General features: G+C 61.5%; 21 protein-coding genes, 1 tRNA gene and 1 pseudogene. 17 read left to right on the top strand and 6 right to left on the bottom strand.

Annotated features, from left to right (window positions below):
* Window positions 1–27 precede the first annotated feature (27 nt).
* Window positions 28–2,040, top strand: coding sequence for an acetyl-CoA carboxylase biotin carboxylase subunit (locus GC125_RS11980; protein WP_151985871.1), 2,013 nt, complete (start codon window positions 28–30; stop codon window positions 2,038–2,040).
* Window positions 2,041–2,044: 4 nt separating this feature from the next.
* Here the strand turns inward: GC125_RS11980 and lipB are convergent, their stop codons facing one another.
* Window positions 2,045–2,794 (bottom strand): lipoyl(octanoyl) transferase LipB, encoded by a 750-nt coding sequence (gene lipB, locus GC125_RS11975; protein WP_151985870.1) that lies wholly within the window; start codon window positions 2,792–2,794, stop codon window positions 2,045–2,047.
* A 146-nt stretch (window positions 2,795–2,940) separates the two neighbouring features.
* Between lipB and GC125_RS11970 the strand changes: the two genes are divergently transcribed.
* From GC125_RS11970 to GC125_RS11950, 5 genes are all read left to right on the top strand, one after another.
* A tRNA-Leu gene (locus GC125_RS11970) sits at window positions 2,941–3,025 on the top strand.
* A 112-nt stretch (window positions 3,026–3,137) separates the two neighbouring features.
* Window positions 3,138–3,440, top strand: a complete 303-nt coding sequence (locus tag GC125_RS11965; protein ID WP_151985869.1) for a hypothetical protein — start codon at window positions 3,138–3,140, stop codon at window positions 3,438–3,440.
* Window positions 3,441–3,512: 72 nt separating this feature from the next.
* Window positions 3,513–3,704, top strand: coding sequence for a hypothetical protein (locus GC125_RS11960; protein WP_151985868.1), 192 nt, complete (start codon window positions 3,513–3,515; stop codon window positions 3,702–3,704).
* A 225-nt stretch (window positions 3,705–3,929) separates the two neighbouring features.
* On the top strand, window positions 3,930–5,384 hold the full coding sequence (mgtE, locus tag GC125_RS11955) for a magnesium transporter (protein ID WP_151985867.1): 1,455 nt from the start codon (window positions 3,930–3,932) through the stop codon (window positions 5,382–5,384).
* A 65-nt stretch (window positions 5,385–5,449) separates the two neighbouring features.
* Complete coding sequence (locus GC125_RS11950; protein ID WP_126010344.1) at window positions 5,450–5,836, top strand: MerR family transcriptional regulator; 387 nt, start codon at window positions 5,450–5,452, stop codon at window positions 5,834–5,836.
* A 16-nt stretch (window positions 5,837–5,852) separates the two neighbouring features.
* Here the strand turns inward: GC125_RS11950 and GC125_RS11945 are convergent, their stop codons facing one another.
* Complete coding sequence (locus GC125_RS11945) at window positions 5,853–6,836, bottom strand: acetyltransferase domain-containing protein (protein WP_151985866.1); 984 nt, start codon at window positions 6,834–6,836, stop codon at window positions 5,853–5,855.
* A gap of 113 nt (window positions 6,837–6,949) precedes the next feature.
* Between GC125_RS11945 and GC125_RS11940 the strand changes: the two genes are divergently transcribed.
* Window positions 6,950–7,786, top strand: coding sequence for an aldo/keto reductase (locus GC125_RS11940; protein ID WP_151985865.1), 837 nt, complete (start codon window positions 6,950–6,952; stop codon window positions 7,784–7,786).
* On the opposite strand, the gene GC125_RS11935 is transcribed toward GC125_RS11940, so the two are convergent.
* Window positions 7,747–8,466: a DUF599 domain-containing protein gene (locus GC125_RS11935; RefSeq protein ID WP_151985864.1), complete on the bottom strand. Its 720-nt coding sequence runs from the start codon at window positions 8,464–8,466 to the stop codon at window positions 7,747–7,749. The two genes, GC125_RS11940 and GC125_RS11935, sit on opposite strands and share 40 nt — an antisense overlap.
* Before the next feature lie 274 nt (window positions 8,467–8,740).
* On the opposite strand from GC125_RS11935, the gene GC125_RS20030 reads away from it, so the two are divergent.
* The 5 genes from GC125_RS20030 (at window position 8,741) to GC125_RS11915 (ending at window position 12,523) form a co-directional block, all read left to right on the top strand.
* On the top strand, window positions 8,741–8,914 hold the full coding sequence (locus GC125_RS20030; RefSeq protein ID WP_199864735.1) for a hypothetical protein: 174 nt from the start codon (window positions 8,741–8,743) through the stop codon (window positions 8,912–8,914).
* A gap of 175 nt (window positions 8,915–9,089) precedes the next feature.
* Entirely contained in the window at window positions 9,090–10,490 is a 1,401-nt protein-coding gene (locus GC125_RS11930) for an L-serine ammonia-lyase (protein WP_151985863.1), read from the top strand.
* A gap of 74 nt (window positions 10,491–10,564) precedes the next feature.
* Window positions 10,565–11,002, top strand: coding sequence for a DUF1489 family protein (locus GC125_RS11925; protein WP_151985862.1), 438 nt, complete (start codon window positions 10,565–10,567; stop codon window positions 11,000–11,002).
* 77 nt (window positions 11,003–11,079) lie between these two features.
* The gene (locus GC125_RS11920) at window positions 11,080–11,826 is read left to right on the top strand and encodes a VWA domain-containing protein (protein WP_151985861.1); all 747 of its coding nucleotides are present in this window, start codon (window positions 11,080–11,082) and stop codon (window positions 11,824–11,826) included.
* Between the two features lies 1 nt (window position 11,827).
* Complete coding sequence (locus GC125_RS11915) at window positions 11,828–12,523, top strand: DnaJ domain-containing protein (RefSeq protein ID WP_151985860.1); 696 nt, start codon at window positions 11,828–11,830, stop codon at window positions 12,521–12,523.
* Between the two features lie 96 nt (window positions 12,524–12,619).
* On the opposite strand, the gene GC125_RS11910 is transcribed toward GC125_RS11915, so the two are convergent.
* Window positions 12,620–14,086: a D-alanyl-D-alanine carboxypeptidase gene (locus GC125_RS11910; protein ID WP_286165487.1), complete on the bottom strand. Its 1,467-nt coding sequence runs from the start codon at window positions 14,084–14,086 to the stop codon at window positions 12,620–12,622.
* A 298-nt stretch (window positions 14,087–14,384) separates the two neighbouring features.
* On the opposite strand from GC125_RS11910, the gene GC125_RS11905 reads away from it, so the two are divergent.
* From GC125_RS11905 to GC125_RS11885, 5 genes are all read left to right on the top strand, one after another.
* Window positions 14,385–14,714 (top strand): phasin family protein, encoded by a 330-nt coding sequence (locus tag GC125_RS11905; protein WP_151985859.1) that lies wholly within the window; start codon window positions 14,385–14,387, stop codon window positions 14,712–14,714.
* Between the two features lie 255 nt (window positions 14,715–14,969).
* Complete coding sequence (clpS, locus tag GC125_RS11900) at window positions 14,970–15,323, top strand: ATP-dependent Clp protease adapter ClpS (protein ID WP_126010351.1); 354 nt, start codon at window positions 14,970–14,972, stop codon at window positions 15,321–15,323.
* Between the two features lie 12 nt (window positions 15,324–15,335).
* Window positions 15,336–17,870 carry an ATP-dependent Clp protease ATP-binding subunit ClpA gene (gene clpA, locus GC125_RS11895; RefSeq protein WP_151985858.1) on the top strand — a complete coding sequence of 845 codons (2,535 nt, stop codon included), beginning with the start codon at window positions 15,336–15,338 and terminating at the stop codon, window positions 17,868–17,870.
* A 259-nt stretch (window positions 17,871–18,129) separates the two neighbouring features.
* On the top strand, window positions 18,130–18,780 hold the full coding sequence (locus tag GC125_RS11890) for an AzlC family ABC transporter permease (protein WP_286165486.1): 651 nt from the start codon (window positions 18,130–18,132) through the stop codon (window positions 18,778–18,780).
* The gene (locus GC125_RS11885; protein WP_151985856.1) at window positions 18,777–19,127 is read left to right on the top strand and encodes an AzlD domain-containing protein; all 351 of its coding nucleotides are present in this window, start codon (window positions 18,777–18,779) and stop codon (window positions 19,125–19,127) included. The genes GC125_RS11890 and GC125_RS11885 overlap by 4 nt, the downstream gene beginning before the upstream one ends.
* Before the next feature lie 19 nt (window positions 19,128–19,146).
* Here GC125_RS11885 and GC125_RS11880 read toward each other — a convergent pair.
* Window positions 19,147–19,620 (bottom strand): annotated as a pseudogene (locus GC125_RS11880) (CinA family protein); the annotation flags it as partial.
* A complete protein-coding gene (locus GC125_RS11875; RefSeq protein WP_151987838.1) occupies window positions 19,601–20,815 on the bottom strand; it encodes a bifunctional 2-C-methyl-D-erythritol 4-phosphate cytidylyltransferase/2-C-methyl-D-erythritol 2,4-cyclodiphosphate synthase in 1,215 nt (404 codons plus the stop codon). The pseudogene GC125_RS11880 and the gene GC125_RS11875, both read right to left, overlap by 20 nt.
* Window positions 20,816–20,968: the final 153 nt, after the last annotated feature.

The raw sequence follows: 20,968 nt of genomic DNA, 5'->3' as shown, positions 1-20,968 counted from the left end.
GGCCGGCGCCGGAGGGGTACTGACCGCATGTTCTCTAAGATCCTGATCGCCAATCGCGGCGAAATCGCCTGCCGCGTGATCAAGACGGCCAAGCGGATGGGCATCGCTACCGTCGCCGTCTATTCCGATGCGGACCGTGACGCCCTGCATGTCGAGATGGCCGACGAAGCGGTTCATATCGGGCCTCCTGCAGCGCCCGAGAGCTATCTCGTTGCCGAGAAGATCATTGCGGCCTGCAAGGAGACCGGTGCGGAGGCCGTGCATCCCGGCTACGGGTTCCTGTCGGAACGCGCTTCTTTCTGCGAGGCGCTTGAAGCCGAAGGTATCGTCTTCATCGGCCCGAAGCCCAAGGCCATCCGCGCCATGGGCGACAAGATCGAATCGAAGAAGTTCGCCAAGGACGCGAACGTATCAACGGTGCCCGGCCATATCGGGGTGATCGAAGATGCCGACGAGGCGGAGAGGATTTCCGACGAGATCGGCTATCCGGTGATGGTCAAGGCCTCGGCCGGCGGTGGCGGCAAGGGCATGCGGATCGCCCATTCGCGCGACGAGGTGCGCGACGGCTTCGATCGTGCGCGGTCCGAAGCGAAGAACTCGTTTGGCGACGATCGTGTCTTCATCGAGAAGTTCATCGTCGAGCCACGGCATATCGAAATCCAGGTGCTGGCCGATTCCCACGGCCACTGCATCCATCTCGGCGAACGCGAATGCTCGATCCAACGGCGCAACCAAAAGGTCGTGGAGGAGGCGCCGTCCCCATTCCTCGACGAGGCGACCCGGGCCGCCATGGGCGCGCAGGCCGTGGCCCTTGCGCAAGCCGTGGACTATCAAAGCGCCGGAACGGTCGAATTCATCGTCGACAAGGAGCGAAACTTCTACTTCCTCGAGATGAACACGCGCCTGCAGGTGGAGCATCCGGTAACGGAGCTCGTCACGGGCATCGATCTCGTGGAGCAGATGATCCGGGTCGCAGCAGGTGAGCGCCTGGCGATCCAACAGGACGACATGCAGTTGAAAGGTTGGGCGATCGAGAGCCGGCTGTATGCCGAAGATCCGTACCGCAATTTCCTGCCGTCGATCGGCCGGCTGACGCGCTATCGGCCACCGGCAGAAATCAGCGTTTCGGACGCGGTGATCCGCAACGACACCGGCGTTTTCGAAGGCGCCGAAATTTCGATGTTCTACGACCCGATGCTCGCCAAGCTCTGCACCTGGGCGCCAACGCGCGCTCAGGCCGTCGAGGCGATGGGCCTGGCGCTCGATGGATTCGTGGTCGATGGCATCGCGCACAACATTCCGTTTCTCTCGGCCCTGATGCGGCATCCGCGCTGGCGTGACGGCCGCCTGTCGACCGGCTTCATCGCAGAGGAATATCCGGATGGCTTCGTGCCGGAAGAGCCCGGTGACGACGAACTTGCCGTGCTGGCAGCCGTGGCGCTGTCGGCCGAATTGTTGCGCAAGGACAGGCTCGACCGTTTTGCCGACCGCGTGGCGCCCCACAATGGTGCGCTGAGGCGCGAGTGGGTCGTGCGGCTAGGCGATGTCTATCTCGATGTCGCAGTTCTCGACGGCATGGCATCCATGCCGCTGGAACTCGACATCAGCATTGCCGGCGCAGATCCTGTCACCGTGGCCACGCAGTTCCGGCCCGGGGACGCCATCTGGAACGGAACGATCGACGGCCGTCCTGTGACGGCGCAGACACGGCCTGTTCTGAACGGCATCCGCGTGGACTGGCAGGGCTATTCGGTCACCGCCCGCGTACTGACGCCGCGGCTTGCGGAACTGGACCGCCTGATGCCGGTCAAGCAACCGCCGGACACATCCAAGATGCTGCTCTGCCCGATGCCGGGCCTCGTCGTGTCGATCGCCGTTACCGAAGGGCAGGACGTGAAGGCCGGCGAGACGCTCGCCGTCGTCGAAGCGATGAAGATGGAAAACGTGCTGCGCGCCGAGCGCGACCTCGTCGTCGCCAAGATCAATGCGGCACCGGGCGAAAGCCTGGCGGTCGATGCCGTGATCATGGAATTCGAGTGACGGCTCAACCGTCGACAGTCGGGCCGAAGATCGTCTCGAAAGCCTGTCTCAGCGCCAGATCGGCATCGCCCATGGTGATCGGCAGGCCGAGGTCGACGAGGCTCGTCACGCCATAGTCCTTCACGCCGCAAGGCACGATGCCGCTGAAGTGGTCGAGATCCGGTTCGACGTTCAGCGCGATGCCGTGGAAGCTTACCCATTTGCGCAAGCGAATGCCGATCGCGGCGATCTTGTCTTCAGCCGCGCGATCGATGGCCGGGCGAGGGCGCTCCGGCCGCACCACCCACACGCCGACACGATCCTCGCGGCGCTCGCCGCGCACATTCATCTCCGCCAGCGTCGCGATGACCCAGGTTTCCAATGCGGCCACAAACGCGCGCACATCCGGCCGGCGACGCTTAAGGTCGAGCATCACATAGGCAACGCGCTGACCGGGTCCGTGATAGGTGAATTCGCCGCCGCGGCCCGTGTGGAATACGGGGAAGCGATCCGGCGCAATCAGGTCGTCCATCCTGGCCGAGGTGCCGGCAGTATAGAGCGGTGGGTGTTCGACGAGCCAAACGAGTTCGTCTGCGAGACCATCGTGGATACGGGCCGCTTCGGATTCCATCACCTCGACGGCCGATTCGTAATCGGTGAGGCCCTGGGTGACGCGCCAGCGCACCGGAGGGCTTTCCGACTGCGGCAGGAATCGATCGGCCATCGACGAGCGATCGGCATTCACTCGTATCTGGGCTTGCGGAGGCACGGTCATGGCGCCTGATCTATGCTCGAACGCGCTCGATCGCAACGCTTTCGCGATTGCCTGCTTGGAAGGCCGTTTTTCTCACCGTTCGCGCTTGTGTGCACCAAACCGATTTGCTAGATGACCGGCGCCGGCAAGAACGGCATCTACCACGTGCGGTCGTGGCGGAATTGGTAGACGCGCAGCGTTGAGGTCGCTGTGGGGCAACCCGTGGAAGTTCGAGTCTTCTCGACCGCACCATTCTCTCCTTCATTGGTCCTGCCGACCTCGCGATGCGGCACCTTCGTACTGCTGCAGGAACTTCGGCGCGCGCCGGCGATTTGGTCTCTTTCCAGGGAGAAGGAGACCAGCGATGTCCCGTATTCTGACAGTAGCCGTCGCCGCTTTTGCCATGTCGGCTGGATCGGCGTTTGCACAATGTGCCGATGATCAGGCCGCCGGGTCGATTTCCAAAGACGGTTCGATCGCGCCGCTCGAGTCCGAAGCGGAGAGCGGGTCCACCTCGGATGGCGAACTTTCCAAGGACGGATCAGATATGCCTCTCGAGGAAAGCGCGGATCAGGCCATGTCCTCCGATGATGTCGAGGCGCAGCAGAAAGGCGAAGATACCGCGGCGGCAACAGCCGATGATTGCGCCGAGGACGACGCCGGCTGAGCAGGTCGACAGACCCATTTCCGGAACGATGTTGGCTGGGTATAGTCCGTCATCTCGTTCGGAGACCCAAGTATGATCGATCTCGTAGTGCTCGCGTGCCTCATTTCGCAGCCGGATCATTGCCGGCAGCACATCATCACCGCCGAAGGTTCGACACGGGCCTGCATGCAGTCGTCTATCATGACGCTGGCGCGCTGGGCCGGCGATCATCCCGGCTGGCATATCGAGACATTTCGCTGTGAGGAGTTCGGGCAAGACGCCTGAAGTCCAGGCTGCAGTGGTATGAAGAGCGGCGGCTGCGTTCAGCCGTCGCCTAAAGCCGTTTGATTTGGACCATTGCCACGCGCTAGCGGGAAATGGGCCATGGTGCGGCATGTGTTTCCAACTCAAAGAAAAATGCCGATCGCCACGACCGCAATGCAGCCGTGATGCTACGCTCTTAGCGTATCGCGGAGCCGCGAGCGAATCACAGCCATCAGGGAGCAGCGAATGGCCGACGCCGAGCGAGACCATGAAACACGGTCTGGCGTAGATCCCGAGCAGGCGGAAGAAGGCGGATCCGGCGCCGCCGGTCAGGACGCGGATGCCGACGTCTATGCGGATGACGGGGCCCTGCGATCCGATTTCATGGATCGGGTCGTCGCGGCGCTCGAAGCGGGCGACCGAACGGCGTTGGTCGCCGAAGTCAGCGAACTGCACGAGTCGGAACTCGGCGACCTTCTCGAGTCGCTCGATGCAGACGAGCGCGGACAACTCGTCACGCTGCTCGGCTCGGATTTCGATTTTTCGGCGCTCACCGAAGTTGACGAAGCCGTGCGTCTCGAGATCATCGACGCGATGCCGAACGAGCGCATCGCCGAGGGGCTCGCTGATCTCGATTCCGATGATGCGGTCTACATTCTCGAAGACCTCGACCAGGAAGACCAGGACGACATTCTGGCGAAACTGCCGTTCACGGAGCGGATCAAGCTTCGTCGCGCGCTGGATTACCCGGAAGACACAGCCGGCCGCCGCATGCAGACGGAGTTCGTCGCAGTGCCGCCGTTTTGCACGGTTGGCCAGACGATCGACTACATGCGCGAAGACGAGGACCTGCCGGAGAGTTTTTCTCAGATATTCGTCGTCGATCCGACGTTCCGACTGATGGGTGTCGTCGATCTCGACCGCATCCTCCGCACCAAGCGCAAGGTCAAGATCGAAGACATCATGCGGGATACCAACTATCCCGTGCCGGCCGAGATGGACCAAGAAGAGGCTGCCCAACTGTTCGAGCAGTACGATCTTCTGTCTGCAGCCGTCGTCGATACCAACGGACGTCTGGTCGGCGTACTGACGATCGATGACGTGGTCGACGTCATCCAGGAGGAAGCTGAAGAAGATCTGATGCGCATGGGTGGCGTCGGCGACGAAGAGCTGTCCGATAGTGTTCGCGCGACCGTACGCTCACGCTTTCTATGGTTGCTGATCAATCTGGGAACGGCGGTTCTCGCTTCGCTGATCATCGGGCTCTTCGATGCGACGATCGAGCAAATGGTGGCGCTAGCCATCCTGATGCCGATCGTCGCCTCCATGGGCGGCAACGCTGGCACGCAGACGATGACAGTGACAGTTCGCGCATTGGCGACGCGTGACCTCGATATCTACAACGCTGCGCGCATCATTCGCCGTGAAGCGACGGTCGGGGTGATCAACGGATCGCTCTTCGCGCTGATCATCGGCTTCGTTGCCTATTTTTGGTTCGGAAATGTCGATCTCGGTCTGGTGATCGCTGCGGCAATGGTAATCAACATGGTCGCCGCTGCGCTTTCGGGGATCCTGCTGCCGCTGCTGCTCGATAAGCTCGGGGCCGATCCGGCGATCTCATCGGCTGTCTTCGTCACGACGGTAACCGATATCGTCGGCTTCTTCGCGTTCCTTGGCCTCGCCGGGTGGTGGCTACTTTAGCTCTAAAAAATTGACTTTTACGTAAAAGTCTTTAGCCTCCGCAGTCAGTCGGGGATTTGAATGCGTTGAACAAATACTACACCATCACTGAGTTGACGCGCGAGTTCGGCGTCTCGACGAGAACGCTTCGCTTCTACGAAGATGAAGGGCTGGTCCAGCCGGAGCGGCGTGGGCGCACGCGGCTTTTCCGTCAGGCTGACCGCCGTTTGATCCAGGAAATTCTGCGTGGCCGGCGTATCGGCTTCACGATCGCCGAAATCCGCGAGATCATCCAGGTCTACAAGGATCCGCCTGGTGAAGAGGGTCAACTCAAGCTTTTGATGAAGCGTGTCGACGAGAAGCGCAACGAGTTGCGGCAGAAGCGCAAAGACATCGAAGAGACGTTGAACGAACTCGACAATGTCGAGGAGGCATGTCTGACGCGCCTTGCCGAAATCGGCGTCAGCACTTGAGCTGAGACGCGCAGCCTCAGCGCTGGCCGCCGAGGATATCCGCCGTGCATTGATTGGCGATCTCGACCGCACGCGGATCTCCCGCCGGATCGAGCGTGCCGCCCATCAGATCGTCGAACAGGTCGGCCGAATTCAAGGCATCCAGCGTGCAACCGCAGAACGACTGGCAGAATGTCTCGCCTTGCGCGGCCAAGCAGCTTTGGACGCAGCTGTTCATATAGGCGACGCCGGGATCGGCGGCCGGCGGTGGCGCGACAAGGCTTGCCACATAGACCAGGCCGAGCAGGATCGGCTGGTGGAGCAGGTAGACGGCAAGGCTGTGACGACCTGCGAAGGCCAGCCCGCGGGTCAAGCGGCCCGGTTCGGAGCGGGTTGCGAGGTGGCCGAGCCAGTCCTTCGCCTTCATGACGCGTGCGGCGGCAATGCCGAGAAGCGTCGCGCCAAGCCAAGGAAAGATCGGGACGTAATCGTTTGAGATCGGCCGGTTCGCGGAAAGGCCGATCCACCATAGCCCCGGCCAATCGAAAGCTGTCGAGCTGAAGACATTGGGCGTGATAATGATCAGGACCGCGATGATCACCGTGATTGCCGGCGGCAGTCTCAGAAACGCCAAGCCAATCAGACTTGCGGCTGCGATCGCGTGAAGAATGCCGAAGAAAATGAATGCCTGCGGAAAGGCGATGTAGGTGGCGACCGTGATGGCCAATGCCGCCGCGACGATCATCGCCAGCCGCCGCAGGAACGGGCTCCAGCGGATCGTCGGGTAATGTCCGAGCACGAGGCTGAAGCCGGCCAGGAAAAGGAACGTGCTGGCGATGCCACGGGCGAAGATCTTCCAGCCGCCCTCGGATGTCAGCCCAAGCGGAACGTAGCGAAAGAATTCGAGATCCCAGGTGAAATGGTAGATGGCCATGGCCACCAGCGCCAAGCCGCGCGCCACATCCAGGCGCATCAGACGTGTCGAGGGGCTCCGATGGGGCATCCCGGCCTGATCTACCATCTTGTCTCCCTGAAGCGGACGCTTACGTCGAATCGGCGAAGGCACTAGGTCCGATCTAGATCGTTTCACCATCAGATGCGAATGAAACCGATGACAGCGAAGGAGTACTCCCGATGAAGACCGTATCCGCCCATGGTGCGAACATTCCCGTGCTGGGCCTCGGCACATGGACCTTGAAGGGCGAGGACTGCGTCGAGATGGTTCGTGCCGCGCTCGATGCCGGCTACCGCCATATCGACACCGCCATCATGTACGACAACGAGGAAGCCGTCAGCGAGGGCATCCGTGCCGGTGGTGTGGCCAGGAGCGACATCTTCCTGACGAGCAAGGTCTGGTACACCGACATCGGCGCCGGCGCACTCGAGCGCGCTGCCGAAGCCAGCCTGAAGCGGCTGGACGTGGACCGTCTCGATCTGCTTCTCATTCACTGGCCGAACCCGCAAATCTCGTTGGCCGACTCGATCACAGCACTCAACCGCGTCAAGAAGCAGGGGCTGACCGCTCATATCGGCGTATCGAACTTCACCACGAAGCTGCTCGACGAAGCATGGGCGCTGACAGATGAGCCGCTGGTCTGCAACCAGGTCGAATACCATCCGATGCTCGACCAGTCGAAGGTGCATGCGGCATGCCGGGCGCGCGGCATGGCAATGACGTCGTACTGCCCACTCGGGCGCGGCGGCGACGTGTTCGAAGCCGCTCCTGTGATGGCAGCGGCAGAGGCGCATGGAAAATCGCCCGCACAGATCGTGCTGCGGTGGCATATCCAGCAGGACGGCGTCGTGGCCATTCCGCGCACATCCAAACCAAACCGTCTGCCGCAGAATGCCGATATCTTCGACTTCCAGCTGAGCGAGGCGGAAATGACCTCGATCTCTGCTCTGCGATCAGCCAACCACCGGATTTGCGATTACGATTTCTCGCCGGACTGGGATTCCGTCGCAGCCTGATTGTCGGCAAGAACCTGGCGCGCCGCCGAGAAGAACTGGCGGTGCACCAGGACCGACAGGACGAGCAGCGTGCTCGCCATGAAAACCAGGGGTCCGACGAACCAGCCTAGATATCCGATCGACAGGAAAATGGAGCGCAGGCCTGCATTGAAGTGCCGGCCTGCCAGTACGTTCATCATGATCGCACTCTCGACCAGCCGGTCGGCACGCCCAGGCGCCCGCTCGAGCTCTTCGCGCATCGGCAGGGCGCCGTAGAGAATCGAGGAATAATTGAAGAGGCGGTAGGACCAGCCGAATTTGAAGAAGGCATGGCCGAAGATGATGATGAGGCCGACGACCTTCATCTCAAACGCCGCTCTGCCGCCGGGAATCGATACGGGCAGATCGGCATAGACGCGCAGCACCTGATCGGTCGCTCCGAGCAGGGCGAAGCAGCCGCCGATGGCGATTATTGCCGTTGAGGCGAAAAAAGCTGTGCCATTTTGCAAGCCCGCAATGATCTGCGTGTCGATCATCCGCAGATCCCGCTTGAGACTGTTGCGAATCCAGAGCGCACGGTGCCGATTCATCAGCCTCGTCAGGCTTTGCCGGTGAAATCGCCGCGCTCCGTCTGTCAGCCATGCAAACATGGCCCAGGACAACAGAAACAGAACGATGGCAGCGCCATCCAAATAGGTCATCAGCCGGAATTCCATGGGTTCGCGAAATCGAGGCACCATGCCTTGAGCTCGACGCATGACGCAACCAATTGCGGCATCCGGCGTTTGAACTGGCAACCAAATCTTCACGCATGCGGTGAAAGTGGGGCGAAGTTTAACGGTCTATTTAACCGTTCATTAACCAAGCGACCCCTTGAATAGCAGCGTAGGGTGCGAATTGTTCATAGGTGTCATGCGAAATTGTGCCCTGAAGTGGCCATATTTCGCAGTTGCGAAGTCGGAATGGGTTCTGTACATGACGGCCTTCAGGAGCGAGACAAGAACAACAACCGTTCCCTACGATATCGGGGCATCAAGTGGAGTCATGATGGAAGAGACCGCTCAAAAGTCCTGCTGGGCCTTTACGGCACGTGCAGTGATCGGTTTTGCCGGAATTCTGGTTTTGGCTTATCTGTTCGGCGGCATCTAAGAGCCGCCACGAAAGAGCAAAACTCCAAAAAGCGCGGGTCCTCCCGCGCTTTTTTGCGTTTTGGGTCGGGCGATCTTGGCAAATGCCGCGTATCGACATGCGAGATGCCGTTCCTGGCGGTTGCGCGGCGAGCCGATGGGATTAGGGTGGCGGTCTCATCAAGGACCGCGCGCTCATGTTTCTTTCCGTTTTCGACGTCTTCAAGATCGGCGTCGGCCCATCCAGCTCCCACACGATGGGGCCGATGTCGGCGGCGGTGCGCTTTCTCGACGAAATCCTACATGGCGACTGGCCGCGGCCGAGTTCTGCGCAGGTGGCGCGCATTCGCGTCAGCCTGCACGGGTCGCTGGCATTCACGGGCATCGGACACGGAACTGGCAGGGCGGTCATCCTCGGCCTGACGGGTGAGACGCCGGATCAGGTCGATCCGGACCATATGGACGCCATCGTCGACGGCGTCGAACGGGAGAAGCGGATCGCGCCACCCGGACATCCCGTCTACGCGTTCGATCCCGCCCACGACCTGATCTTCGATCGCAAGCAGCCATTGACGGGCCATGCCAACGGGATGGCGTTCGCGGCACTCGATCGCGACGAACGGGTGCTGTTGCGGCGCGTGTACTATTCGATCGGCGGCGGCTTCGTCCTCTCGGAGGAAGAATTGGCGGCAAAGGACCGCGCGCGGCCATCATCAACGCAACGGCCCGTCCCGTTTCCATTCGCGAAGGCAAACGAGATGCTGGAGATGGCGTCCCGATCGGGTCTGAGCATTGCCGAGATGAAGCGGGCCAATGAAGAGACGTTCATGGCGAGCGGCGAACTGGACCAGGGCCTCGACGCGCTCTGGACCGCGATGGATGACTGCATCGAGCGCGGGCTTGGGCAAGACGGCATCATGCCGGGTGGGCTGAAGGTGCGGAGACGGGCGCGTGCGATCCACCAGAAGCTTGAGGACGACTGGCAGCGCAACACGGTCAATCCGCTCCTGGCGAACGACTGGCTGTCGGTGTTCGCCATGGCGGTCAACGAGGAGAACGCGTCGGGCGGCCGAGTCGTGACGGCACCAACCAACGGTGCGGCCGGGGTCATTCCAGCGACCATTCGCTATTATCTGAAATTCCATAATGACGCGGACCCTCGATCCATCCGGGACTACCTTCTGACGGCTTCGGCGATCGGCGGGCTCATCAAGCACAATGCATCGATATCGGGGGCGGAGGTGGGCTGTCAGGGCGAAGTCGGGTCGGCCGCCGCGATGGCCGCTGCGGGCCTTGCCGCACTCATGGGCGGAACCCCCGCACAGGTGGAAAACGCAGCCGAGATCGCGCTGGAACATCACCTCGGCATGACATGCGATCCCGTCGGCGGGTTGGTGCAGGTACCCTGCATCGAGCGCAATGCGCTCGGCGCCGTGAAGGCCGTGACGGCCGCGTCTCTCGCCATGAAGGGAGACGGCACGCATTTCGTCTCGCTCGATGCGTGCGTGGAGACGATGCGCCAGACCGGTCTCGACATGAACGAGCGCTACAAGGAAACGAGTACCGGCGGTCTGGCGGTCAACGTGGTGGAGTGCTGACGGCAGCCCACCGAGCGTCTGTGGAAAACCGCGCGGGCCTTCCATCGGCCACGCTTTTTATCTAACCGGGGGCAATGGCCCTCAATCTTCTGAAACTGTGCGTCGGTGCCGAGAGCATCGAGGATCTGGCAGCCCATATCGAGTGGCGATTCTCCGCCATGCGTGCGCAGGGGCTTGAGCCCGAGCAGTTTCACACGACGCGTATGCAGCCCAAGCGGATGGATGAACTGCTGGACGGCGGTTCGCTCTATTGGGTCATCAAAGGCAATGTGCAGGTGCGCCAACGGCTGAAGGACATTCGGCCTTTCGTCGACGGCGAGGGCATTTCGCGCTGCAATCTCGTACTGCATCCAGAGCTGATCGCGACCAACTGGCAGCCGCGCCGACCGTTTCAGGGATGGCGGTATCTGGTCTCCACTGATGCGCCGGCCGACCTTGGAAGTTCAGGCGCCGAGATCGCCGACATGCCTATGGAGATGCGACAGGAACTCGCTTCGCTCGGCCTCCTTTAACCTGGTGTGCCGGCAGCGCTCTTGCGTTTGCGGCCCGAGACGCCAGATTCGGTTCATGAGAAGGATATGCGCCCATCATGACCGATAAGGATAAGGATCGCACGGCGAACCGGCCGCTGGCACGCCAAGGCAGCGACGACGTGGCCGTTTCGGCCAAGGGCGCCATCAGTGGCTTCCTGGCGGCGGCACGCGCCATCAAGCCGCAGGCCGGCGGCGGACGCCTGGTCTTTGCCCTGGACGCCACGATGAGCCGGCAACCGACCTGGGACGCCGCTTGCAGGCTGCAGGGTGAAATGTTCGGTGCAGTGGGGGCCGCAGGCAATCTGGCGGTGCAACTGGTATATTTCCGTGGCTATGACGAATGCCGTGCCTCGCGCTGGGTGTCGGACACGCGGAGCCTTCGCGACCTCATGACGAAGATCGATTGCCGGGGCGGCCAGACGCAGATCGGCAAGGTGCTCAGCCATATTCGGGACGAGACCGTGAAAAAGCCGGTCAGCGCTGCCGTTTATATCGGCGACGCAATGGAAGAGGACATCGATGCGCTTTGCCACAAGGCCGGAGAGCTGGGGCTTCGCAAAGTGCCGCTCTTCCTGTTTCAGGAAGGGCGCAACAGCGCGGCTGAGACCGCATTCAAAGAAATGGCAAGATTGTCGGGCGGCGCGCATATCCGTTTCGACGAAAATGCTGCCGGCGAGCTGGCGGAGCTGCTGAAAGCCGTCGCAACCTATGCATCCGGCGGACTGAAGGCGCTCAAGGCCTCGAAGAGCCGCGGATCGCAGCTTCTGCTTTCGCAACTGCCCGGCGGGCGGCAGGGCACTTAGGATGGCGGTGCTTTTCTATATCCTGCTTGCGCTGCTGGCCCTGCTCGCGATCGGTTATGCGTTCACAAAAGCCAATCCGAAACATGTGGCTTTTGGGCTGAAATATGCAGGCCCCAGCCTTCTCGCCATCTTCGGACTGATACTCACCTTCGTTGGCCGGGCAGGGGTGGGGATGACGCTGATCGGTCTGTCGGCCGCCATGTTCGGCAGGCTTGGCCGATCGTCCACAGTGCAATCGGAACCTGGCCGTTATTCAACCGTGCGCAGCGCGGCGCTTGAAATGGAACTTGATCTCGATACCGGAGACATGAACGGCCTGGTGCTTGCCGGTCCGTTCGAAGGTGCAGAGCTTTCTTCGCTTGATGAGGTGCAACTCATGACCCTCCATGACGCACTCGCGAGCGACGAGGAAAGCCGCCAGCTCCTAGAGGCGTATCTTGACCGCCGCATACCCAGTTGGCGAAGCGACGCTGAGGCGGACCCGGACAGCGGGCTGGGAGCTGCGCCAAGCACGGGCGCCATGACAGAGAAGGAGGCCTACCAGGTCCTTGGTCTTCGTCCGGGTGCGAGTGAAACCGAAATCCGCCAGGCGCATCGCAGCCTCATGAAGCGGGTTCACCCGGACACGGGCGGCTCGGTCTTTCTTGCTGCGCGCCTCAATGAAGCCAAGGATATTCTCTTGCGTCGTCATCGCTGATCCCCATCAACACAATACAAACAGGGGTGGATCTCGAAAACTCGACCGCGCGGACTTCACAAAGGAACGCGTCCGCGCGGCTTGATCGTCTGCAGCCTATTGCTGCGTGGCCCAGCAACCGTAGCCGGAGCGCTTCAGGCTCTCGCAGGCAGCCCAGGCATCGTTCTTGCCGGCAAAGCCGCCGAAACGTGCGCGGTGCAGCGTGGACCCGCCATCCTGGAAGGCAACGGTGAACGGCGTGGCCGACGAGATGGGGCCGCCTGCCTTGCTCTGCGCCGTCTGTAGATAGGCCATGGCCTCGGAAGCGTCTGGCATAGCGGCGACTTGCACGACCCAACCGCTAGGCATCGCGGCCGAGGCGGTTGCAACTTCGGCAGCGGTGCTGGCCGTCGTGACGGCGTCAATCTCGCTGGAGCCCATTTCTGGTCCGACGATGGCGGCAGGCGGGGTCGGTACGGATGCCTGCTGTTCACGAAGAACCTGGGCGAGTGCCTCGCGGCCAACCACCGGACGTTCGTTCGGTACCGGGAAGGCGGCGGCAATCGCTGCCTGTGCAGAAGCCGCAGCGGGAGCCGCATAGGCTGTTGCTACGCGCATGTCGATCGGATCACGGAAGACCGGTACGGGGCCGCGCTCTGGCAGCGCCCAAGCACTGGCTGCGAGAACCGGCGAAGCGCCGGAGCGCGCGATCAGGTTGCCGCCGCCACCACGGGTCGCCTGCGGCAGATACTCGGCTATCAGCTTGCGCATCTGTGCATCGCGGCTTGCGCCGGTGCGGCCACCCATCACGACGGCCACCACGAGACGGTCATTGTCGTTGACTGAAGAGACGAGGTTGAAGCCCGAAGCGTTGATGAAGCCGGTCTTGATGCCGTCGACGCCACGCACGTTGCCGAGCAGGCGGTTGTGGTTGCCGAATGTGGCGCCACCGAACTGGAACGAGCGGGTGGAGAAATAGTGGTAGTGGTGCGGGAAGTGCTCCCGCAGCGCGATGCCGAGGCGCGCCATGTCGCGGGCCGTCGTGACCTGCTGCGAGTTCGGCAGTCCGTGGGCGTTGCGGAACGTCGTCTTGGACATGCCAAGCTGACGGGCCTTCTGCGTCATCAGTTCGGCGAAACGCGATTCGGAACCTCCGAGAAATTCGCCGAGCGCCGTCGCGGCATCGTTGGCGGAGCGTGTCACCAGGGCGCGCATCGCTTGCTCGACGGTGATCGTGGTCCCGGAGCGGATGCCGATTTTAGAAGGCGGCTCAGCAGCAGCCTGTCTCGACACCGGGATCTTGCTTTCCTTGGTGATGCGGCGCGCATCGATCGCCTCGAAGGCGAGATACATGGTCATCATCTTGGTGAGCGACGCTGGATACCGCGGCGCGTCGGCATTGTTCGCGTAGAGCGTCTTGCCCGTGCGTGCATCGATGACGATGCCAGCGTATTTGGGATTGGCCGCTGCCGGCGAAGCGGCGGCAACGATCATGACGACCAAAGCGGTGAAGAGGAGTCTCGTGGTGATAGCGAGGATTTCGCTCGTTTTACGGCCGGCGATGCCTTCTGCAACATTGATCACGGGCTAACTCTTGATACGCGACGCAGTATTGAATTGCTTCCGACGGCTGAGCCCCCACAACAGCCACCGTTGCCGAAACCATAATCGCGGCATCGTTACCAACTGGTTTATGATGGACAAAGTCTGAATCCCCCGGTTCGGATTTGAACCAAACGGACAAATTCGGACCATTTGGAGACGGTCATGCTGCAATGCACCAGAAAACTTGACCTCGTGCTGCACTGCACTTATGAATGCGGCCCAGTGCAGATGACATGTGATCATACCGGCGCAACCCAACCCAGAAGGTGAGTGCGATATGCTGAATTTCGATGATGCCAACAAGGCAGGAAAAGACACCATGGACACGATGCTGAAGAGCTGCTCGACCATGGCGACGGGCATGCAGACGATCGCTTCCGAAGCCGCCGACTACTCCAAGAAGTCGTTCGAGCACAGCGCCGCAATGGTCGAGAAGCTGTCCGGCGCCAAGTCGATGGAAAAGGTCTTCGAGATCCAGACCGACTTCGCGAAGTCGTCTTACGAAGCCTTCGTCCAGCAGGCGACGAAGATGGGTGAAATCTATGCCGATCTCGCCAAGGACGTTTACAAGCCCTTCGAACGCTCCATGGGCAAGGCTGGCAACTGAGCGACAAAGCTTAGTGAGCCGTCCTGCCCGGTCGCACGGGCAGAGGTTGACGAAATGCACCCGGCCAGACCGCTGATCGCAGCGGCCCGGCCGGGTTTTTTTGTGCCTGCAATCCCGTGCCGATCGGAACGAATGTGATGAAACGGCAGTGCGGGGGGCTTAAAATGCAGTGGCGAAGACTTAGATTACGCTTAGGATGATCGAGGGCGACGCACGGCGGGTGTGTCGATCCGATGAATGAGGTGACTTCTCAAGATGCACGCGTGGCCTGTTCGCTCGCAAGGCGGAAACGACAAGAACGGCGATGGACCCGGGCGCGGGACTTCTGTCATCACGCGCACCAAACCCAAGGTCAAGAAACCGAGCCTCTACCGGGTCCTCCTGATCAACGACGACTATACGCCCATGGAGTTCGTCATCCACGTGCTCGAGCGGTTCTTTCAAAAGGACCGCGAAGCCGCCACGATCATCATGCTGCATGTTCATAATCATGGTGTCGGCGAATGCGGTGTGTTCACCTACGAGGTGGCCGAGACCAAGGTGACGCAGGTCATGGATTTCGCACGTCAGAACCAGCACCCGCTGCAATGCGTGATGGAAAAGAAATAAGGAACCGATAGCGTGCCGACATTTTCTTCCAGCCTTGAAAAGGCACTGCACCAGGCACTTACACTGGCAAACGAGCGCCACCACGAATACGCGACGCTCGAACATTTGCTGCTGGCCCTGATCGACGACGCCGATGCGGCCGCCGTCATGGGCGCCTGCAACGTCAATCTCGAACAGCTGCGCTCGATCGTCACTCAATATGTCGACAACGAGCTGCAGAACCTCGTCACCGGATATGATGAGGATTCCAAACCCACATCCGGCTTCCAGCGCGTCATCCAACGCGCGGTCATCCACGTCCAGTCGTCCGGTCGCGAAGAAGTGACCGGCGCGAACGTGCTCGTCGCAATCTTCGCCGAACGCGAGAGCCATGCCGCCTATTTCCTGCAGGAGCAGGAGATGACTCGCTACGATGCGGTCAACTTCATTTCCCACGGCATCGCAAAGCGCCCAGGCGCTTCCGAGGCCCGTCCGGCTTCCGGCTCGGACGAGCAGGAAGAGGGCGGCCCGAGTGCCGGTTCCGACCAGGAAGAGGGCGGCAAGAAGAAGGCGCAGGATGCGCTGACCGCCTACTGCGTCAATCTGAACGAGAAGGCCAAAAAGGGCCGCGTCGATCCGTTGATCGGCCGGCAGGAAGAGGTCAATCGCACCATCCAGGTGCTTTGCCGTCGTTCAAAGAACAATCCGCTGTATGTGGGCGATCCGGGCGTCGGCAAGACTGCCATCGCTGAAGGACTTGCAAAGCGCATCGTCGAGAAGGACGTTCCGGAAGTGCTTCTGGACGCCACCATCTTCTCGCTCGACATGGGCACGCTGCTTGCCGGCACGCGTTACCGTGGCGATTTCGAAGAGCGGCTGAAGCAGGTCGTCAAGGAACTCGAGGATACCCCGGGCGCCGTTCTCTTCATCGACGAGATCCATACGGTGATCGGCGCCGGGGCGACATCCGGCGGCGCGATGGATGCATCGAACCTTCTAAAGCCGGCTCTGTCTTCCGGCCTGATCCGGTGCATCGGCTCGACCACCTACAAGGAATACCGTCAGTTCTTCGAAAAGGACCGCGCTCTGGTGCGGCGCTTCCAGAAGATCGACGTGAAGGAACCGTCCGTCGAAGATGCGGTGAAGATCCTCAAGGGCCTCAAGCCCTACTACGAGGAATATCACAAGATCAAATTCACCGATCAGGCGATCAAGTCGGCCGTCGAACTGTCGGCTCGCTACATCAACGACCGCAAGCTCCCGGATAAGGCGATCGACGTGATCGACGAGACCGGTGCGTCGCAGATGCTGCTGCCTGCGAACAAGCGCCGTAAGACCGTGACGGAAAAGGAAATCGAAGCGACCATCGCGACGATGGCCCGCATTCCTCCGAAGAACGTTTCACGGGACGACGAGCAGGTGCTCGCCAATCTCGAAAAGGAGCTTCGCACGGTCGTCTACGGCCAGGACACGGCAATCGACGCGCTGTCCTCCGCCATCAAGCTGGCACGTGCCGGCCTGCGGGAGCCGGACAAGCCGATCGGCAGCTATCTGTTCTCCGGCCCGACAGGCGTCGGCAAGACGGAAGTGGCCAAGCAGCTGGCGAAATCGCTCGGCGTCGAGCTTCTGCGCTTCGACATGTCGGAATACATGGAGCGGCACACGGTTTCGCGTCTGCTCGGTGCGCCTCCCGGCTATGTCGGCTTTGACCAGGGCGGCCTTCTGACCGATGGCATCGACCAGCATCCGCATTGCGTGCTGCTGCTCGACGAGATCGAAAAGGCCCATCCGGATCTGTTCAACATCCTGTTGCAGGTCATGGATCACGGCAAGCTGACCGATCACAACGGCAAGCAGATCGATTTCCGCAACGTCATCCTGATCATGACGACCAACGCGGGCGCATCTGACATGCAGAAGGCCGCGATCGGCTTCGGTTCCGCCAAGCGGACCGGCGAGGACACGGAAGCGATCAACCGGCTCTTCACGCCGGAATTCCGCAACCGTCTTGATGCGATCATCCCGTTCGGCTCGCTGCCTACGCCGGTGATCCACCAGGTGGTGCAGAAGTTCGTCATGCAGCTCGAAGCGCAGCTGGCAGAGCGCGGCGTGACCTTCGATCTGTCCAAGGATGCGATCGCCTGGCTCGCCGAGAAGGGCTATGACGAGAACATGGGCGCGCGTCCGCTCGGTCGCGTGATTCAGGAGCACATCAAGAAGGAACTGGCCAACGAGGTTCTTTTCGGGAAGCTCAAGAAGGGCGGTACGGTCAAGGTGACCGTCGAGACGAAAGACGGCGGCAAGACCGGCTTGAAGCTCGATGCGATCCCGGACGAAGTGCCGGTCAAGCCCGCGCGCAAGCCAGCCGCGAAGAAGGCCGCAAAACCGAAGCCTGCCGCAGCCAAGGCAAGGGCTTCGAAGCGGTCCGTGGACCGTCCGGATGATGGCTCCATGCCCGATGGCGATCCGGCAACGGATGCCGGCGCGGGTGTTGCAGTCGCCGAGCGGTCCGACCAGACGAGCCGCAAATCCGGCAGTTCCGTGCCGAAGGTGCCACGCCGGAAGTAAGCGGCATCTAAGCTGACACGAGCGAAGGGCCCGGCTGAATATCAGCCGGGCCCTTCGCTGTTCCGTGGAGGCGAGACAAAACGCTAAGGCAGCCTGATCTTTTCATTTCATCGTGCGGATTGCTGTGATATCGCCGGCATCGATGCTTTCGACTGATCCTCCCGACCCAGCGGATCCCGCTGCCAATCCCAATGACACCCATTTGCGCTGGTTGCTGCGTGGGATCGGGGCGGCGTTTTCCATTCCAGCATTGATCCTGATGTCCAGTTTCGTCGGGTTCGCAGCGCTGTGTGTCGAGGCGGGGCTGTCGATGGCGCATGCTGTTTTCATGACCGCCGCCGTCTGGGCCTTGCCCGCCAAGGTGGTGCTCGTCGGAGCGATTGCGGCCGGCAACGGGATTGCTGCCGCCACCTTCGCAGTGGCTCTCTCGTCGATTCGTCTGGGCCCGATGGTCGTGGCGCTGGTGCCGGAAATCCGCGGACCGCGCACGCGCCGATGGGTGCTGTACCTGCTCGCGCATTTTGTCGCCGTCACGTCCTGGGTGCTGGCCATGCAGGAGGTGCGTTCCATTCCGCGCGACTTCCGCACCGCTTGGTATGGCGGCCTCGGTGCTTCGCTCATTCTTTTGAACATGATGGTGGTGGCCGCCGTCTACATGGTGGCGGACGCGCTGCCGTCCAGCGTTTCGGCCGCCCTGTTTTTTCTCACGCCGCTTTATTTCCTCACCTCGCTCTGGGGGTCGGCGCGAGAGCGGGCAGGGCATGTCGCCATGGTACTCGGCCTGCTGCTTGGGCCGTTGATGGCGATCGTCACGCCTGATTTCGCGCTTCTCGCCACCGGCCTGATTGGCGGCTTCGCGGCCTATGGGTTTCATAGGTTCAGCCGACGGAACAAGGGCGCGGCATCATGAGCTTCGACGCCCTAGATGCCTGGTGGTGGCCTTATCTCTTCATACTTGTCGCCGGTTGGCTTGCAACCGACAGCTGGCGCTTTCTCGGTGTCTATCTCGGGGGGCGACTGTCCGACGATGCCGAAATCCTCGTGCTGGTCCGAGCCATTGCGACATCATTGGTGGCGGCCGTGATCGCCAACCTCATCGTTTCGCCGTCCGGCGCGCTTGCAGACGTCCCGGTCGTCCTGCGCATCGGTGCTGCGGCAGTCGGGTTTCTGGCCTATTTGCTTTCGGGACACCGCATTCTGGTCGGTATCTTCGTCGGCGAGGCGCTCTTGCTGCTCGGTATCTTTCTCGCGATTTGATCGCTCAGTGGATTTCGACGATCAAAGCGCGCAACGCCGCCTCCAGGGTGGCCTGGCGCACGGCGCTGCGGCCGATGTCCCCAAGGCGCTGCTCGGCAACCTGCGTCTTTCCATCCAGTTCGGCGACGCCGATATAGACGAGGCCGACGGGCTTTTCAGGCGTTCCGCCCGCAGGCCCGGCGATGCCCGTGACGGCGACGGCGAAATCCGCATTCGAATTGGCGAGCGCGCCGAACGCCATCTCGCGGGCGGTTTCGGCCGAAACGGCGCCGAACGTCGCCAAGGTTTCCGTCTTGACGCCCAGCATTTTCATCTTGGCGTCATTGGAATAGGTGACGAAGCCGCGGTCGAAGACGTCGGAAGAACCGGGCACTTCAGTGATCGCACCGGCGATCAGCCCGCCCGTGCAGGATTCAGCCGTCGCGATCATCACCTTGGCGTTGCGTGCCTTCTCGACGAGCGAAGCGGCGAGTTCAACGATTGTCGCGTCCATCTCTCAATCCTCCATAAATGACCGTCGCCGTGGCGATGGCTGCAATGCCTTCACCGCGGCCGACGAAGCCAAGCATCTCGTTGGTCGTTGCTTTCACCGAGCAGCGATCCATCGCGATGGCGAGATCCTGAGCCATGGCCGCGCGCATGGCTTCCCTATGCGGTCCGATTCTCGGCGCCTCGCAGATGAGAGAAACGTCGGCATTGGTGATTGTTCCGCCGCGTGCGCGCACGATCTCGGCGGCATGCTGCAGGAAGATGCTCGAGCGCGCGCCTTTCCACTGCGGATCGGAGGGTGGGAAATGGTCGCCGATGTCTCCGGCACCGCAGGTGGCCAGGAGCGCATCGGTCAATGCGTGATAACCGACATCGGCATCGGAATGGCCGCTGAGGCGCTGGTCGTGGGCGATGAACACGCCGCAGAGCGTGACGCCATCACCGGCTTCGAGCCGGTGCACATCGTAGCCGTTTCCGGTGCGCACGTCGGGATCGTCGGCCTTGGCGCGCAACTTTTGGTCAGCCATGGCGATGTCCTCACGTACGGTCAGTTTGATGTTCTGCGTCGAGCCTTCGACGACCCTCACCGGAATGTCGGCCCATTCGGCAATAGATGCGTCGTCGGTAAAGCCATCGTCGGCGGAGATCGCGGCGCGCCGATGCGCGTCCAATATCGATGAAAACGCAAAGCCCTGGGGGGTCTGGGCAGCATACAGGCCTTCACGCGAGACGGTCTTGAGCACGCGCTGACTGAGCGTCGTCGACTTCAACGTATCGGCTACCGCGATGCCGGGCAGGATGGCGTCACCGACGTCCTTGAGCCCAGCAAGAACGCGATCGATCACGGGCCGCTCGATGAATGGTCGGGCGCCATCATGGATCAGCACATGGCTGGGACGGCGATCTGAAAGCGATTCGAGCCCTCGGCGCACGGACATCTGTCGTGTCCTGTCGCCAAAAACGATTTTGATTTCGGCGCCTTGGAGATGCGGCTGAACGGCTTCGTTGAACACATCTTCGTCATCCGGATGGATGACGACGACGATGTCGTCGATTCGTTCATGGGCAATGAATGGCAACAGGGCATGGGCCAGAACTGGGGCATTACCGATGCGCCGATACTGCTTCGGCCCGTCGGAGGGGTCGCCAGCCCGTTCGCCACGGCCGGCCGCTACGATCACGGCTGCCACGCCATCCATTTCAGTCGTCACTTCAGTCACCTCTGCGCGCGATGCACACGAGCCGTGTGCGTCATACGAATGGTCTATCCCCAGCCTATGTGAAATGCCATCGGTCAGCCAAGAAGTCTTCCGATGCCCCTTGGCAGCGGCCACAAACCTGTCTAAAAATAA

It is taken from the genome of Rhizobium sp. EC-SD404, from assembly GCF_902498825.1.
Taxonomy (GTDB): Bacteria; Pseudomonadota; Alphaproteobacteria; order Rhizobiales; family Rhizobiaceae; genus Georhizobium.
This window is presented reverse-complemented; position numbering and strand designations above follow the sequence as displayed.

Coding starts and splice junctions, on each gene's coding strand:
- GC125_RS11980 (WP_151985871.1), top strand. CDS start 28: ATGTTCTCTAAGATCCTGATCGCCAATCGCGGCGAAATCGCCTGCCGC.
- lipB (WP_151985870.1), bottom strand. CDS start 2,794: ATGACCGTGCCTCCGCAAGCCCAGATACGAGTGAATGCCGATCGCTCG.
- GC125_RS11965 (WP_151985869.1), top strand. CDS start 3,138: ATGTCCCGTATTCTGACAGTAGCCGTCGCCGCTTTTGCCATGTCGGCT.
- GC125_RS11960 (WP_151985868.1), top strand. CDS start 3,513: ATGATCGATCTCGTAGTGCTCGCGTGCCTCATTTCGCAGCCGGATCAT.
- mgtE (WP_151985867.1), top strand. CDS start 3,930: ATGGCCGACGCCGAGCGAGACCATGAAACACGGTCTGGCGTAGATCCC.
- GC125_RS11945 (WP_151985866.1), bottom strand. CDS start 6,836: ATGGTAGATCAGGCCGGGATGCCCCATCGGAGCCCCTCGACACGTCTG.
- GC125_RS11940 (WP_151985865.1), top strand. CDS start 6,950: ATGAAGACCGTATCCGCCCATGGTGCGAACATTCCCGTGCTGGGCCTC.
- GC125_RS11935 (WP_151985864.1), bottom strand. CDS start 8,466: ATGACCTATTTGGATGGCGCTGCCATCGTTCTGTTTCTGTTGTCCTGG.
- GC125_RS20030 (WP_199864735.1), top strand. CDS start 8,741: ATGACGGCCTTCAGGAGCGAGACAAGAACAACAACCGTTCCCTACGAT.
- GC125_RS11930 (WP_151985863.1), top strand. CDS start 9,090: ATGTTTCTTTCCGTTTTCGACGTCTTCAAGATCGGCGTCGGCCCATCC.
- GC125_RS11925 (WP_151985862.1), top strand. CDS start 10,565: ATGGCCCTCAATCTTCTGAAACTGTGCGTCGGTGCCGAGAGCATCGAG.
- GC125_RS11920 (WP_151985861.1), top strand. CDS start 11,080: ATGACCGATAAGGATAAGGATCGCACGGCGAACCGGCCGCTGGCACGC.
- GC125_RS11915 (WP_151985860.1), top strand. CDS start 11,828: ATGGCGGTGCTTTTCTATATCCTGCTTGCGCTGCTGGCCCTGCTCGCG.
- GC125_RS11905 (WP_151985859.1), top strand. CDS start 14,385: ATGCTGAATTTCGATGATGCCAACAAGGCAGGAAAAGACACCATGGAC.
- clpS (WP_126010351.1), top strand. CDS start 14,970: ATGCACGCGTGGCCTGTTCGCTCGCAAGGCGGAAACGACAAGAACGGC.
- GC125_RS11890 (WP_286165486.1), top strand. CDS start 18,130: ATGTCCAGTTTCGTCGGGTTCGCAGCGCTGTGTGTCGAGGCGGGGCTG.
- GC125_RS11885 (WP_151985856.1), top strand. CDS start 18,777: ATGAGCTTCGACGCCCTAGATGCCTGGTGGTGGCCTTATCTCTTCATA.
- GC125_RS11875 (WP_151987838.1), bottom strand. CDS start 20,815: ATGGATGGCGTGGCAGCCGTGATCGTAGCGGCCGGCCGTGGCGAACGG.